This window comes from Streptomyces sp. NPDC028331, assembly GCF_055565775.1.
The window spans coordinates 18,653-32,247 of the sequence record NZ_JBVHTR010000027.1; the positions used below are offsets into that span (position 1 = coordinate 18,653).

Sequence of the window (13,595 nt, forward strand, 5' to 3'; positions counted from 1 at the left end):
TCCCCCACCGCCTCCCGCAGCGTATCCTTGTGGGTCGTTTTTGGGTGTTGGGGGGGGGGGGGGGGGGGGGTCGCTGTTTCCCTTCCCCCCCCCCCCCCCCCCCCGGCGCGCCCCCGACCTACGCCACGCCAGAGACCCGCCGATGCGCGGCGGCCAGGCCAAACTGTCCCGGAGTGCTTGCTCGATGCGCTGTTCGGCGGCTGAATCCCGGTGACATCAGCGGGCCGAGGGCGACGTCCGCCCCGCACTCGGTGCAGGCCACGGCACCCGGGCGGCGCAGCACCTCCAGGGCCACGTGCACGTCGAGCTCCTCTCCCCCCCCGGGGCGCCTCCTCGCGGTCCCACGTATGCAGCTCACGCCGCAATCGCCGCTACAAGCGTGCCTACGTCTTCCTTGGGAACCGCTACTCCAACAGGCGTTGCACCTCATTCGGGATCCAGGGGAACGGAACCTCGGGCCAGCGCGCTGCGGCCCATTCGTCGACGTCGACGGACAGCACAGCGTCAACGAAGGCACTCGGGGACTGGTAGCCGTGGACGTCAACGTAGTGAGTGACCAGGAACGGCGCAGCGTAGGCCACCCCGGGTGCCCCTGGAATGCGGACCTCGCCGTTGCCTTCAGGACCTTCGCCCGGTGGACAGAGGTCGCACTCATGCTCCCCAAGGCACTCGTTCATCCACTGGACTCTCTGAATGGCCTTCAGTTTCTCGACGAACTCCGGAGGGACCGGACCTCGCCGATACGGTCGGCCGGCCTCCAGCCAGCCGACGTTGAGGCGTGAGTACGCGGGGCGATACCAGAGCGCGTAGAAGCCGGACTCCCTGTCGGTGAACGAGTCATCGGGCAGGTAGTCGTACTCGGTCAGGTCTTCATAGAACACCTGAGGATGATCGCCGCATGGACACTCCCAGGGCCACAGCGTGGATCCGGCGGACAGCTCCTGGTTGGCCGCTGAGTGTTGTACTCGGCCAGTTGAGCGCAGGGAGTCGTCCGGCCGGACTACCGAAGGCTGCTCAACGGCTCTTCCGTGACCTGCGGGGCCGCCTGCCGGGAAGCGGCGGCTCGGGCACGATCGGGAGCCGTGCCCACGACTTCTGCCCCGTCCAACGCCACCATCGAGTCGCTGGACGGCGGCCCCGCCTGATCCGCCAGGGTGGGGTAGTCGTTGTAGCCGGCCGCTCCGCCCACGTACATGAAGTACCGGTCCCGGACCGGGTTGAGCGGTGCGCCGAGGCGCAGTCGGGTGACCAGGTCCGGGTTGGCGAGGAAGGGGCGGCCGAGCGCCACCAGGTCGGCGCCGGCCGCCAGCATCTCCCGCGTGGCCCGGGTGACGGTCGGTGTGGACAGGTCGGTCAGGTCCGGGTTGCCGATCAGGACGCCGGGCCAGTCGGCGCGGATCCGCCGGTACCAGCCGGTCGCCGGGTCGGAGCGCACCAGGTGCAGATAGGCGAGGTGCAGCCCCTTCAGGCGGTCCAGGAGCGTGGCGTAGAGGCCGTCGGTGTCCTCCTCCAGGACGCCGTTGACCGTGCTCGCCGGGGAGATGCGGATGCCCACCCGGTCCGCGCCGATCGCGTCGGCCACCGCCTCGGTCACCTCCGCCGCGAACCGCACCCGCCGCTCGACCGAGCCGCCGTAGCCGTCGGTGCGGCGGTTGGTGTTGTCGGCGAGGAACTGGTGCAGCAGCATCCCGTTGGCCGAGTGCACCTCCACGCCCTCGAAGCCCGCGTCGACGGCCCGGCGTGCGGCGGCGGCGAAGTCGGTGATCGTGGCCCGGATGTCGTCCGTCGTCATCGCGCGCGGGACGGCGGCCTGCCGGTGGCCCTGCGGTGTGAAGATCGTCTCCGGCAGCGGGACGGGGGAGGGTGCGAGGGGCGTGAGGCCGGTGGTCGCCGGGTGGCTGACCCGGCCCCCGTGCTGGAGCTGCAGGAACATCCGCCCGCCGGCCGCCCGCACGGCGTCGGTGACCCGCCGCCAGCCGGCCGCGTGCCGGTCGGTGTGGATTGCGGTGATGTCCGGGTACGTCTGTCCGACCGGGTTGGGCGTCGAGCCCTCGGCGATGATCAGTCCGGCCGAGGCGCGCTGTGCGTAGTGGGTGACCATCAGGTCCGTCGGAGTGCCGTCGGCCTCCGCGCGGTTTCGGGTCAGCGGGGCCATCACGAGGTGGTTGGGGAGGGCGAGCCGCCCGAGCCGGACGGGGGCGAGGAAGTCCGTTGTCTGCGTCATGCCGGCACGGTAGAACTTGACACTGATGTGAGGTTCAAGCCCTCTTCCCGGCGGAGGCGGACATGCGGATCGGCGAACTGGCCCGGCGCACCGGCGTGAGCGAGCGGTCGCTGCGCTACTACGAGACCCAGGGGCTGCTCACCGCCGAGCGCACCCCCGGCGGCCACCGCGACTACCCGGAGACGGCCGTCGACCGCGTCATCCGCATCCAGGAGCTGTACGCGGCCGGACTGCACAGCGAGAAGATCCGGCAACTGCTGCCCTGCATGCGCGACCGGGACGGCGGACCCTCCGCGATCGCCACCCCGCGTCTGGTGCAGGACCTGACCGCCGAGCGCGACCGGATCGACCGCATGATCGCCGATCTGCGCCGCTCCCGGGAGACCCTGGACGAGGTCATCCGCACGGCCCGGGACGCCTGACCGGCCGAAGCGACCCGCAACGCGGCCTGCACGCCGTGTGCCGGGCCTCCCGGCGACGCTAGCGTTCGCACCGGATGCCACCTGGCCTTTGCTGACGACGACTACGCGGGCGTCACCGGCAGACGGGCAGCAACTCCACGACCGCGAGCGGCACCAGCAGCCGCGACTCGACCGGCTCTTCACCCGCTGGCCGATCCGCAAGCTCGCTCGTTTTCGAGGACGGTCGTGTGATGCGGCCGTTTCCCGTCCGGTATGGGCGGCGCGTTGCTCCGGGCTGGTGGTGGTCGTCGACCGCGGGCGGCTGGTGGCGTACGGGTCCGGTGTGCGGCGTGCAAGACCGCGCTCAGGCCCGTGCGAGTGCCGGTATCAGGCGTAGCGCGTTGTCCCGGTTGATGCCGCGGAGCTGGTGGTCGGTGATGGCCGGGTCGCTGTCCAGGGCCGGTGCCGCGATGTCGGAGACGATGTGGGCGGGGACGGGCGGCCAGTCGGTGCCGTAGAGGATCCGGGCGGGGTCGACCGTGGCCATGAGGGTCGGGGTCGAGGACGGGGACATGGGGCCCGCCGTGTCGTAGTAGAAGCGGTGCAGGTAGTCGCGTACCCGGGACGGTTCGATCTCGGGGGTGAGGCGGTCGCCGAAGAGCTCCAGGCGGGTGGCCATGTAGGGGAGGAAGCCGCCGCCGTGCGGGAGGACGAAGGTGAGGTTGGGGTAGCGGTCCAGGGTGCCGTTGAGGATGAGGTTGATCGCCGCGCGAGTCGTGTCCATGAGGAAGTCGCACATGTACGGCGGCAGGCCCGGGACGGCCGCCCCGTCGCCGTTCCCTCCGGATACGTCCATCGGGTGCGTGCTGACGACCGCGGAGCGGTCGTTCAGCTCGGCGAGGAGGCGATCGTGGGAGGGGTCGCCGAGATAGACACCGCCCGCGCTGGTGCGCGTGCTCACTCCGACGGCGCCGAGGTCGTCGAGACCGTACTTCAGCGACCAGCTCGACAGGTCGAGGTCGTCGAGGAAGACCGGTGTGAAGAAGGCGAAGCGGGTGGGGTGGCTCGCGGTGACTTCCGCCGCCGCCTGCAGCGCCACCCGTGCGCTCTCCTCGCGCTTGTCGCGCTCCTGGATGCGGCCGAGCATGGCCACGGTCATGACGGTGGTACGGATGCCCGTACGGTCCATGAGGGCGAGCGCGGAGTCGGCGTCCCAGCGGGTCCACCAGGGCAGCCGGTCGCGCCGGACCAGGCCCTGCGCCTCGGCCCAGTCGAGCCAGGCGGGGGCGGTGAAGTGGTGGTGGACATCCACGCGGGAGGTTCGGGCGTCGTCGTCGGCAGGGGCGGACGCCGAGGGTTGGGATGACATCATCACGGGCTCTTCCTTCGTTCAGAAGCGGCGTTCAAGCGGAGGCGTTCAGACGCGCCCGTCGGATGCCGCCACCAGGGGCTGCTCCGTCGCGGTCGTCGGCTGCGGCTCAGCCGCGGCGTTCGATGGCGTCTCGCGGCGAAGCACCGTCATCAGCGTGTCGGTGAGGTCCCGTTCCGGGTCCGGTACGAGCCTGGGCGACCGCCATGCCACGAAGCCGTCGGGGCGGACCAGGACGGCACCGGACTCCGCCGTGCCGTGCAGCGCCGCCCAGTCGGCCTCGTCCTCGGGGATCAGGTCGTGGTCCGCGCCGACGACGTAGCATTCCACCGGGACGCCCAGGCGTGCGGCGACACGGCGGGCTGCAGTGCGCCAGGCCTCGCCTCCGGGGCCGGTGAGGACGACGAAGGACCGTTCGTAGAGGTCCAGGGTGGAGATCCGTCGGCCGTCCCGGGTGGTCACCCACATGTGGGGGGCGCGGCTTCCGGGCTCGCCGCCCAGCCGGAACCGGTCGGGCACGATCGCGGTGTCCGGGTCGGCGCCGACGACGGCGCCCGACGGGTAGCGGTAGCACAGGGCCACCGTCAACGCGTCGGCCGGATCGTCTCTGCGCTTCTCCGGGGTGTAGCCCGGGTGCTGTTCCTCGCCCGCCTGGAACAGCGCGCGGGCGGTCGTCGCGAGCGCGACCGGGCGGCGTTCCGTCTGGTAGGTGTCGAGCAGCCCCGGTCCGGCCCAGCCTCGCAGGACCGCCGCGATCTTCCATGCGAGGTTGTGGGCGTCCTGGATACCGGTGTTGGAGCCGAAGGCCCCGGTGGGGGGCATCTCGTGCGCCGAGTCACCGGCCAGGAAGACCCGGCCCTCGCCGTAGCTGTCGGCCACCCGGTCCGCCGCGTGCCAGGGGGCCTTGCCGGTGACCTCGACGTCGAGGTCGGGGACGCCCGCCGCGGCGCGGATGTGGGCGATGATGCGCGCGTCGGTGAAGGCGTCCAGCGTCTCGCCCCGGTCCGGGGCCCAGGGGGCGTGGAAGACCCATCGCTCGCGGTTGTCCACCGGCAGCAGGGCACCCTCGCCGGCGGGATCGGTGATGTAGCAGACGACGAAGTTCCTGTCGCCGACGACGTCCTGCAGCTTCTTGCTGCGGAACGTGACGCTCACGTTGTGGAACAGCGGGCCCGGTCCCGACTGGGTGATGCCCAGCCGCTCGCGCACCGGGCTGCGGGGCCCGTCGGCGGCCACGAGGTATTGGGCGTGCACGGTGCACGTCTCGCCGCTGTCACGGTCCCGTACCTCCGCGTGCACCCCTTCGGCGTCCTGTGTGAAGGAGACCAGCTCGGTGCCGAAGCGGATGTCACCGCCGAGGGAGCGGGCGTAGCGCAGGAGGACGGGCTCGAGGTCGTTCTGACTGCACAGGCACCAGCCCGACGAGGTGATCTGCGACAGGGACGGACCCGTGTCGATGGCCTTGACGATCCACCGGCGGTCGCCGCCGGCGAGCGTGCTCACCTGGAGGACGCCGTCGTTCCCGGCCAGGGCGCCCGCAGCGGCGCGGATGTCCTGCTCGACGCCCGCGGTCCGGAACAGCTCCATGGTGCGCAGGTTGTTCCCACGGCCGCGGGGGTGGGTGGACGTCGCGGCGTGACGCTCGACGAGGAGGTGCTCGACGCCGAGGCGGCCGAGAAAGACTGACGTGGACAGGCCCACCAAGGAGCCGCCTACCACCAGAACTGGTACGGATTCCACGGCTCGTCTGCTCATCGGCTGATCCCCTATCGTCTGTCATCTGATGCCGAATATCCCGAGACCGCAGGAAGCGGTGACTCGGGGCGTTTCCATTCGGCATCAACTCTTCGCCCGCTTCCCGGACCCCGCACCTCCTGTTGCTCTGATCGCGACGCCGCTGTCCCGGCGCCGCCCCGGACGGGCTAAGGGCGCGCAGAGAACGGAAGTGACGCCTCGGCGGATCCGGCTCGTGGATGCGGTAGGGGCATGTCGCAGGCGATTGGTTATCAACTCGCTGTGAGATGCGCGGTGTTGCCGTCGCACCTGGGCGAGCGCCGGCGGCGTCTGTCGATGGGGGCGGCGGCACGGGTTCCGGGGCATGACGGGTTCCGGGCCATGACGGGTTCCGGGGCATCAGGGGTTCCGGGGGCATGGCGGGTTCCGGGCCGTCGCGCAGGCGGCCGAGGTCAGCGGGACCCCCGTCCGCAGGGGCGTGGACTCCGACAAAGGCGTTGGACATGCCGATGCCGCCTCGGACCAGGCTCCGGCGGCAGCGGCGCGATCAGCGACCAAGGGCGGGGTCATTTCGACTTGCCTACCGAGAAAGTCGGCGCTAACTTTCCCAGTAGGCAAGTAAACGCGGGGGCGGTCCGGCCTGATCCGGTCCGGCGCGCCCCGGCGGTCCAGCAACGTCTTCGGGGAGGCGATGGCATGACCACACCGGTGGATGCCGAACGGGCCTGGCAGGATCTCCAGCGGATCCGGGTGCCGCAGGAGCGGGTCTACGACGAGATCGAGCGATGCGCGCACGGTGATCCCAAGGCGACCTACACGACGGCCGCGGTCATGTGGGGCTTCCTCGCCGGCATGGGGCTCAAGCTCCCGGCGTGGGGCCTGTGGCTGACGCTCGCCGCCTATGTCGGCGTCCTGGGTTCCCTGGCCGTCGTCTGGAGCCGCCGTGCCCGGATGCGGCTGCACCGCTCCCGGTACAGCTGGCGCAGCTTCGCCACGTTCATCGCAGGCGGGTGCCTCACCGGCGGCACGATCCTGCTCACCGACCACCTGGCGGACTCACTCGACCTGCCCTACCCCAGCTTGATCACGGCCACCGCCGCGGCTGCCGTGTTCGTCCTCTTCACGGGACCGGCGAACCGCTGGGCGGTCAGCACACTCCGCGAACGCGCGCTGCGCGGCCACGCCACACGAGCCATTGACGAGGAGGCGGGCCTATGAGCACCCCCGCGGGCTTCGACGAACTGATCCATCCCTCGACCCGGTTGTCGATCGTGGCCCTGCTGTCCGCCACGGAATGGGCCGACTTCTCGTTCATCCGCGACGGTCTCTCGCTCAGCGACTCCGCGCTCTCCAAGCAGCTGCACACCCTGGAGGAGGCCGACTATCTGGAGATCCGCAAGGAGGGCGGAGGGCGCAAACGTCGCACCAAAGTACGGCTGACGGCCCGCGGGCGCACCGCCTTCGAAGGCCATGTCGCCGCTCTCCGCGCGATCGTCGAGGGCGCGGGACCCGCAGTGGCGCAGCAGACGGCACCCGAACAGCAGCACGCGGAGACGAGCCGATGACCAGTACCCCCACCACAGCCGCCGGCTCCCGCCAACCGGTCGTCTTCGCACGGGAGCTGCGGATGTCGTACGGCAGCACCGAGGTGCTGCAAGGCGTCGAACTGGACATCCACCGCGGAGAGATCTTCGCCTTACTCGGCCCCAACGGCGCGGGGAAGACCACCATCGTCGAAATCCTGGAGGGTTTCCGGCAGCGCTCCGCCGGCGAGGTCCGGGTCCTCGGCAAGGACCCGGCGCACGCCGACGACGCCTGGCGCGGCCGGATCGGCCTGGTGCTCCAATCGTGGCGCGACCACCGCCGCTGGCAGGTCGCCGAGCTGCTGCGGCACTTCGCGACGTACTACCCCGATCCGCGCGACCCCGAAGAGCTGCTGGAGCTGGTCGGTCTCACCCACCGAGCCCGGCACCGAGTCGACCAGCTGTCCGGCGGCCAGCGGAGGCGCGTCGACGTCGCGCTCGGCATCGTCGGCCGCCCCGAGCTCCTCTTCCTGGACGAGCCCACCACTGGCTTCGACCCCGAGGCGCGTCGCGAGTTCCATGACCTGGTCGAGCGGCTGGCCCGCGACGAGGGCGTCACCATCCTGCTGACCACCCATGACCTGGCCGAGGCCGAGCGTCTCGCCGACCGGATAGCGATGCTGGTCAACGGCCGTATCCGGATGTGCGGCACACCCGCCGAGCTCGCCCGGCTGGCCGCCGCCCAGGCGGAGGTCCGCTGGACGGCACCTGACGGCACGCCGCGCCGCAAGCGCACCGCGGATCCCTCACTGCTGGTCTGGGAACTGCACCGCAAGGCCGACGGGCCGGTCGCCGACCTGGAGGTCCGCCGCCCGACGCTGGAGGACACCTATCTGCACATGGTGCGCGAGCACACTGGCGGCACCACGGACGCCCGGAGCGGCGCGGACGCCGGAGCCGCCGGCAACACAGCCCTGGTGGGCGCCGGGACGGGGGAGGAACGATCCGCATGAGGGAGACGGACGTTACAGCGGTCGGGCACAGGACCGCGCGGGGCGGGACCAGCGCGACGGACGGGGCTGCCGGCGGGACCACCGGCGCCCCTGGGGCGGTCCGCGCCCGCGGTCGGCAGGTGCGCTCATGGCAGGCCGGGCTGCGGCGCGGCGGTATCGAGGTGCGTCATCTCCTGCGCAGCCGCAGGGAGTTCGTCAGCCATCTCAGCAATGTGGTGATCGCCCTGGTGGTCGCCTCCTTCATCCATGACGACCTGCCCGGCACCCGTATCCCCGCCGCACACCTGACGATCGCCGGGTTCGCCGCGTATCTGCTGTTCCAGGTGGGGCTGATCAACCTTCCGCAGATCCTGGTGACCGAGCGCGACGAGGGCACCTTGCTGCGGCTGCGGGCCACGCCCGGCGGCATACCGGCCTATCTGGTCGCCAAGTGCGTGGTGATCGTCATCATGGCGATGGGCATCGTCACCGTCCTGTTGGGCGCCGCCGCGTTGTTCGTGGACGGGCCGCTGCCGCACAGCCCCGGCGGCTGGCTGACGCTCATATGGGTCGTCGGCCTCGGTCTGCTCGCCGTCGTACCGCTGGGCGCGGCCATCGGCGCCGTGCTGCCCAACGCCCGCGAGGGGCTGGCGATGATAATGCTGCCCGCGACGGCGCTGCTGGTGACCTCGGGGGCGATGTTCCCGATCGGCCGGCTGCCGGCGGTGGTTCAGGACGTGGCGTCCGTCTTCCCGCTCCGGTGGATGGCGCAGGGCGTGCGCTCGGCCCTGCTGCCGGACGCCGCGCAGGCCGCGGAGCCGTCCGGCTCCTGGCAGTTGCCGACGGTCGCGCTGGTGCTGGCCGGCTGGGCCGTCGTCGGCTTCCTGCTGGCCGTCCCGCTGCTGCGCCGCGCCGCCCGCCACGAGTCCGGCTCCCGGCTGACCGAGCGCCAGAGCAAGGCGCGCATGAGCGGTGCGCTCACGCCATGACGCGCCCTTTCGGCTCCGCGGGCCGGGGAGCCGGGCGCCAGGGACCGGTCATCGGGGGTCGGCAGGGGCGGGACCGAGGACGGCACCGGTGCTGTCTCCCTTCGTGGGCGCCGCGGTCCGAGGCTGCGGCACGCTCGGTTCGGGCAGGGTGCGGAAGATCAGCCCGCTCAGCACGGGCATCAGGACGAGAGGCGCCAGGGCGGTCTGCAGGGACGTGGCGTCGGCGAGACCGCCGATGGCGGGGCCGGCCAGGCCGCCGATGCTGACGGTCAGACCGAGGGTGATCCCGCTGGCGGTGCCGACACGGGAGGGCAGGTAGTCCTGGCCGAGGGTGACCTGCAGCGAGAAGGGCACATACAGGCCGGTCGAGGTCAGTGCCACGAACAGGTAGATGGCCGGGCCGGGCACCCACACCACGCCTGCGACGGCCGCGGCCGTGATCAGGTACGACCAGCGCGAGACCGTCACCCGATCCCAGCAGGCGGCCAGGGACCCGCCCAGTACCGAGCCGATCGCACCGCCGAGGTAGAGCACGGACAGGGCTGCGGTGCCCGCGGCCGTGCTGCCGCCCAGGCGCTGGCGGGCGTACAGCGAGATGAAGGTGCTCAGACCGATGAACGCGATCGATCGAAAGACCACGGCCAGTGACAGTTTCACGAAGGAGGTGGTGTCGTCGCTCCCGGCGGGCACCGTCATGCGGGGTCCGGCGTCCTGTCTCTGCCGCAGGGCGCGCACCATGGGCAGGCACATCGCAGCGCCGGCGAGAGCCGGCAGCACCAGCAGGGGTGTCCAACTCAGTGCTCCGGCGGCCATCACGGCGGCGACCATGAGCGGGGCCAGTGCGAAGCCGATGTTGCCGCCCGTGGAGAACCAGCTCATGGCGCGGTGGCTGCCCCGGCTGGCGATGCGGGCGACGCGGGCGGATTCGGGGTGGTAGGCGGCCACGCCGATCCCCGACACCGCGACGAACACGAGGGTGAGCGGGTAAGAGCCGCTCAGGCCGCTCAGCGCGATGCCGACACCGCCGAGCAGCGTGCTGACCGGCAGCAGCCATGGCATGGCCCAGCGGTCGGTGAGCGCGCCGAACACCGGTTGCGCCACCGAGGACAGCAGTGAGGCGGCCAGCACGATGCCCGAGGCGACCGCGTAGGTGTAGGCGCGCTCGGCGATGAAGAACGGCACCAGGGCCGCCACGGCACCTTGGTAAAGGTCGACACAGGCGTGGCCCACGGACAGCAGAACGATCGGTGTGTTCCTTCGCATCCCGCCATGCTCCGGGCCCGGCATGGTGTCGCGCTTCCGATAAGCTGCCACAAGATGACGGAAATCCGCCACGATCCCGTGGCACCGACCCGCACCCAGTCGCTGGCGTCCGGCGGCTCGATCGACGCCCACCGGCACGACGACCACCAGATCATCTATGCAGGCCGCGGGGTGCTGGCCGTCACGACCGGCGAGGGGTCCTGGGTCGCCCCGGGCACGCGCGCCATCTGGGTGCCCGCCGGCACCGTGCACGCGCACCGGGCCTACGGCGAACTCGACCTGCACCTGGTGGGATTGCCCGCCACCGAGAACCCGCTCGGCCTCAACGCGCCGACCGTGCTGGCCGTCAGCCCACTGCTGCGCGAACTGATCATCGCTTACACACGCGCCGAGGACGATGACAGCCCCGAACGGGCCCGCCTTCGCGCGGTGCTCCTCGACCAGCTACGGGCATCCCCCCAGCAGCCGCTGCACCTGCCCACTCCTACCGCTCCCCTGCTGCGCACCCTGTGCGACATCCTGATCGCCGATCCGGGCGACGGCCGCACGCTCGCCGAACTGGGCCGCGAGGTCGGGGCGAGCGACCGCACCCTGTCCCGGCTGTTCCGTAGTGACCTCGGCATGACCTTCCCGCAGTGGCGCACACAGCTTCGTCTCCACCGGGCCCTGGTCCTCCTGACGCAACGGACGCCGGTGACCGTGGTGGCACACCAGTGCGGTTGGTCGTCCACCAGCACCTTCATCGACGTCTTCCGCCGCACCTTCGGCCACACCCCGGGCTCCCACCCGACGGGCTGAGTGCGCCTACGAGTCCCTCTGGGCCAACCCGATCGAAGCGCGCTTCGGGTCGCTGCGGCAGTTCAGCCCGGTGAATTCGAACCATCGCAGCCACCCGGCGCAGACTCAGGCCGTGCACCGTTACCCGCGCCGGCGCAACGCCGACGCTCGCCACCCCGACGTTCTCGCCGCCCAACGCCGAGAACGCGCCCGTATCCAGGCAGCCGCCCACGGCCGTGGCGCGCGGCCACGGCGGCGCCTGCACGACCCTCTGCGCACACCCGCGCCGGCCTCGTGCACGCGCCGCCGACCCGGAGCGCTCAGCTACCGACCCGCGTGTAAATGAGGATCACCGCGCCGCTCTTGAGGACCGTGTGGTCTGCGAGAGTCCAGTTGCGGGGGTGGAAGGCGGCCTTTCGGGAGAACAGCGGGATCCCGTCACCGATGGTCAACGGGCCGACTTTCAGGATCAGGGTGTCGATCTCCGCGTACAGGGAGCCCGCAAGTTCGGCGCCGCCGAGTAGCCAGATGTCCTTGCCGTCCTGCTGCTTGAGCGCGCGCACGGTCGCCACCGGGTCATCGGCGACCAACTCGACGGCCGGGTCCGGGCTGTCGGTCAAGGTTCGGGAAAAGACCAGGTGACGCAGGTGGGGGTAGGCGTCAGTGATTCCGGCCGCAAGACCGATCTCGTAGCTGCGCCGCCCTTCGAGCACGGTGTCGAAGTGCGTGCCTTCCGCCGTGACGGACAGTGCCTGCCGCGCCTGGACCGGCAGCGTCTCCGGGTACTCGTCCACGAGGTGCTGTATGTAGTCCTCCGATATGGGCCAGAAGCCGTTCGGACCGGTGGGGTCCCCGCCGTCCGGACCTGCGATGAAGCCATCGAGAGTGGTGGCGATGTAGTGGACGAGTTTGCGCATGCCTGGGTCCCTTCCGCTGGTCACCCTGTCGCGGTGCGGCCTCGGGCCGCCGGATGGCGTGCCGAAGTGCGAGGCCACTGAGTGATCATGACACTCGGTCGGCCATGCGAGCTCCGTGCCGCCAGATCTCGTGAACCTTCGCCCACACACCACGGCTCGAATGCTGCTCAAACCAGCCGACAAGCACTGTCAGTGGACCCGCTGGAGAGAAGGTGTCCGCGATGTCCCGGACGACGTTGAGCAGTTCCTGATACGTCCGGCCGGGCAACGGCGCGGGTGCGACCCGGACCCTTTTGCCCGGCGCGCAGCCGCTGTCGAGTCGGCCCAGGGAGGCGACAGACCACATGGCTGTGCCCGAGGGAGTCGTGAGCAGTTCGACACCGACCGAATTCCTCACCTTCGTCGAACTCCACGTCGATGCAACCCAAGGCCACCCCACCCGGCGCTGGGGAGGAGATGGGAGGTTTGACAGATCTCGGCGACGGGCTGCCCGACGGGGCCTGTCAGTCGCGGTCGGAGAGGACGGCGAGACGAGGCTCGCTGCTGCCGATGAGCGCCCGCGCCTGTTCGAAGTGCCAGTGGGTGAGGCTGCACTGGGCGGAATGGCGGCTTGGAGCCGTTTGGGCTGGACGCTGCAGGCACCAGCAAGCGGGAGTTGACTGCGGATGGGCAGGGGCTCAGGCAGTGGCGGTTTGGTCGACGGGCGGCAGGGCGGGGGTCAGCAACAGCCGGCCGGCGTGGCCGGTTGTGGTGTGGCCGCGGTGAGAGTGGCGTCGTAGAGGGGGCGGAGCGCACGCTGGTGGTGACTCGTCGTCGTAGAGGAACACCATCGTCTGCTCCCTTCGGACACAGAACGGAACGGTGCGGTTAACGACCCCTCTATTGGAAGGCTGGCCTTGCAAACTTTATCTTGCAAGGCTAGCCTTCCAATATGGCTTCACGAGCATCGGACGACCGCACTGAAACCCTTGAGCCGGACCCCGCACTGATCGGGGTTGCCACGCGGTTGCGGATCAGCATCGGCACGTTCAGGCGCCGCAGCCACGAGGCGCTCAGCGAGGGAGATTTGACAGGCCCGCAGCTGACGGCCCTCTCGCGGCTCGAGCGGCTGGGTCCGGTCACCACTGCGGAACTGGCCAGGCGTGAGCAGATCACTCCCCAGGCGATGGGCGCCACCGTCGCGGTCCTGGAAGGCCGTGGGCTGGTGGCCCGTAGGGCTGATCCCGCTGACGGGCGTCGCTGGCTGCTCACGGTCACCGATGCCGGCCGGGCCGTGCTGAGTTCCGAACGCAGCGCCGTCGCCGACCGGATGGCCGCGGCGATGGCGACGTCCTTCACGTCCGAAGAGATCGCGACTCTCGACGCGGCGGCGCCGCTGATCGAGCGGCTGGCCGACCTGTTCTGAC

The 13,595-nt window shown here is 70.8% G+C and carries 13 protein-coding genes and 2 pseudogenes; 9 read left to right on the top strand and 6 right to left on the bottom strand.

Annotated features, from left to right (window positions below; all coding sequences use genetic code 11):
- Positions 1–404: 404 nt before the first annotated feature.
- Together ACZ4SW_RS30750 and ACZ4SW_RS30755 are read right to left on the bottom strand one after the other, a co-directional pair.
- Positions 405–881: a DUF7919 family protein gene (locus tag ACZ4SW_RS30750; RefSeq protein WP_468252009.1), complete on the bottom strand. Its 477-nt coding sequence runs from the start codon at positions 879–881 to the stop codon at positions 405–407.
- Between the two features lie 119 nt (positions 882–1,000).
- Positions 1,001–2,224, bottom strand: coding sequence for an alkene reductase (locus ACZ4SW_RS30755; protein ID WP_468252011.1), 1,224 nt, complete (start codon positions 2,222–2,224; stop codon positions 1,001–1,003).
- Positions 2,225–2,286: 62 nt separating this feature from the next.
- Here ACZ4SW_RS30755 and ACZ4SW_RS30760 point away from each other — a divergent pair, with 62 nt between their 5' ends.
- Positions 2,287–2,646, top strand: coding sequence for a MerR family transcriptional regulator (locus ACZ4SW_RS30760; RefSeq protein WP_468252012.1), 360 nt, complete (start codon positions 2,287–2,289; stop codon positions 2,644–2,646).
- Between the two features lie 343 nt (positions 2,647–2,989).
- On the opposite strand, the gene ACZ4SW_RS30765 is transcribed toward ACZ4SW_RS30760, so the two are convergent.
- Positions 2,990–3,997: an amidohydrolase family protein gene (locus tag ACZ4SW_RS30765; protein ID WP_468252014.1), complete on the bottom strand. Its 1,008-nt coding sequence runs from the start codon at positions 3,995–3,997 to the stop codon at positions 2,990–2,992.
- Between the two features lie 45 nt (positions 3,998–4,042).
- Positions 4,043–5,749 (bottom strand): FAD-dependent oxidoreductase, encoded by a 1,707-nt coding sequence (locus tag ACZ4SW_RS30770; protein ID WP_468252016.1) that lies wholly within the window; start codon positions 5,747–5,749, stop codon positions 4,043–4,045.
- 231 nt (positions 5,750–5,980) lie between these two features.
- Here ACZ4SW_RS30770 and ACZ4SW_RS30775 point away from each other — a divergent pair.
- From ACZ4SW_RS30775 to ACZ4SW_RS30795, 5 genes and pseudogenes are all read left to right on the top strand, one after another.
- Positions 5,981–6,212: pseudogene (locus ACZ4SW_RS30775) on the top strand (hypothetical protein); the annotation flags it as partial.
- A 212-nt stretch (positions 6,213–6,424) separates the two neighbouring features.
- Positions 6,425–6,946: a hypothetical protein gene (locus ACZ4SW_RS30780; protein WP_468252018.1), complete on the top strand. Its 522-nt coding sequence runs from the start codon at positions 6,425–6,427 to the stop codon at positions 6,944–6,946.
- Complete coding sequence (locus ACZ4SW_RS30785; RefSeq protein ID WP_468252020.1) at positions 6,943–7,293, top strand: winged helix-turn-helix domain-containing protein; 351 nt, start codon at positions 6,943–6,945, stop codon at positions 7,291–7,293. The genes ACZ4SW_RS30780 and ACZ4SW_RS30785 overlap by 4 nt, the downstream gene beginning before the upstream one ends.
- Entirely contained in the window at positions 7,290–8,264 is a 975-nt protein-coding gene (locus tag ACZ4SW_RS30790) for an ABC transporter ATP-binding protein (RefSeq protein ID WP_468252021.1), read from the top strand. The genes ACZ4SW_RS30785 and ACZ4SW_RS30790 overlap by 4 nt, the downstream gene beginning before the upstream one ends.
- Entirely contained in the window at positions 8,261–9,232 is a 972-nt protein-coding gene (locus ACZ4SW_RS30795; protein WP_468252022.1) for an ABC transporter permease, read from the top strand. The genes ACZ4SW_RS30790 and ACZ4SW_RS30795 overlap by 4 nt, the downstream gene beginning before the upstream one ends.
- A 48-nt stretch (positions 9,233–9,280) precedes the next feature.
- Here the strand turns inward: ACZ4SW_RS30795 and ACZ4SW_RS30800 are convergent, their stop codons facing one another.
- Positions 9,281–10,495, bottom strand: coding sequence for an MFS transporter (locus tag ACZ4SW_RS30800; RefSeq protein ID WP_468252023.1), 1,215 nt, complete (start codon positions 10,493–10,495; stop codon positions 9,281–9,283).
- Between the two features lie 54 nt (positions 10,496–10,549).
- Here ACZ4SW_RS30800 and ACZ4SW_RS30805 point away from each other — a divergent pair, with 54 nt between their 5' ends.
- Both ACZ4SW_RS30805 and ACZ4SW_RS30810 read left to right on the top strand, forming a co-directional pair.
- Positions 10,550–11,293, top strand: coding sequence for an AraC family transcriptional regulator (locus ACZ4SW_RS30805; protein ID WP_468252025.1), 744 nt, complete (start codon positions 10,550–10,552; stop codon positions 11,291–11,293).
- Between the two features lie 19 nt (positions 11,294–11,312).
- Positions 11,313–11,495: pseudogene (locus ACZ4SW_RS30810) on the top strand (IS630 family transposase); the annotation flags it as partial.
- 97 nt (positions 11,496–11,592) lie between these two features.
- Here ACZ4SW_RS30810 and ACZ4SW_RS30815 read toward each other — a convergent pair.
- Positions 11,593–12,189 carry a dihydrofolate reductase family protein gene (locus tag ACZ4SW_RS30815; RefSeq protein ID WP_468252027.1) on the bottom strand — a complete coding sequence of 199 codons (597 nt, stop codon included), beginning with the start codon at positions 12,187–12,189 and terminating at the stop codon, positions 11,593–11,595.
- 931 nt (positions 12,190–13,120) lie between these two features.
- On the opposite strand from ACZ4SW_RS30815, the gene ACZ4SW_RS30820 reads away from it, so the two are divergent.
- A complete protein-coding gene (locus ACZ4SW_RS30820) occupies positions 13,121–13,594 on the top strand; it encodes a MarR family winged helix-turn-helix transcriptional regulator (protein ID WP_468252029.1) in 474 nt (157 codons plus the stop codon).
- Position 13,595: the final 1 nt, after the last annotated feature.

Bases quoted from the DNA above. Each gene is read 5' to 3' on its own strand.
- ACZ4SW_RS30755 (WP_468252011.1), bottom strand. From the start codon at position 2,224: ATGACGCAGACAACGGACTTCCTCGCCCCCGTCCGGCTCGGGCGGCTC.
- ACZ4SW_RS30795 (WP_468252022.1), top strand. From the start codon at position 8,261: ATGAGGGAGACGGACGTTACAGCGGTCGGGCACAGGACCGCGCGGGGC.
- ACZ4SW_RS30800 (WP_468252023.1), bottom strand. From the start codon at position 10,495: ATGCGAAGGAACACACCGATCGTTCTGCTGTCCGTGGGCCACGCCTGT.
- ACZ4SW_RS30820 (WP_468252029.1), top strand. From the start codon at position 13,121: ATGGCTTCACGAGCATCGGACGACCGCACTGAAACCCTTGAGCCGGAC.
- ACZ4SW_RS30765 (WP_468252014.1), bottom strand. From the start codon at position 3,997: ATGATGTCATCCCAACCCTCGGCGTCCGCCCCTGCCGACGACGACGCC.
- ACZ4SW_RS30805 (WP_468252025.1), top strand. From the start codon at position 10,550: ATGACGGAAATCCGCCACGATCCCGTGGCACCGACCCGCACCCAGTCG.
- ACZ4SW_RS30815 (WP_468252027.1), bottom strand. From the start codon at position 12,189: ATGCGCAAACTCGTCCACTACATCGCCACCACTCTCGATGGCTTCATC.
- ACZ4SW_RS30760 (WP_468252012.1), top strand. From the start codon at position 2,287: ATGCGGATCGGCGAACTGGCCCGGCGCACCGGCGTGAGCGAGCGGTCG.
- ACZ4SW_RS30790 (WP_468252021.1), top strand. From the start codon at position 7,290: ATGACCAGTACCCCCACCACAGCCGCCGGCTCCCGCCAACCGGTCGTC.
- ACZ4SW_RS30780 (WP_468252018.1), top strand. From the start codon at position 6,425: ATGACCACACCGGTGGATGCCGAACGGGCCTGGCAGGATCTCCAGCGG.
- ACZ4SW_RS30770 (WP_468252016.1), bottom strand. From the start codon at position 5,749: ATGAGCAGACGAGCCGTGGAATCCGTACCAGTTCTGGTGGTAGGCGGC.
- ACZ4SW_RS30785 (WP_468252020.1), top strand. From the start codon at position 6,943: ATGAGCACCCCCGCGGGCTTCGACGAACTGATCCATCCCTCGACCCGG.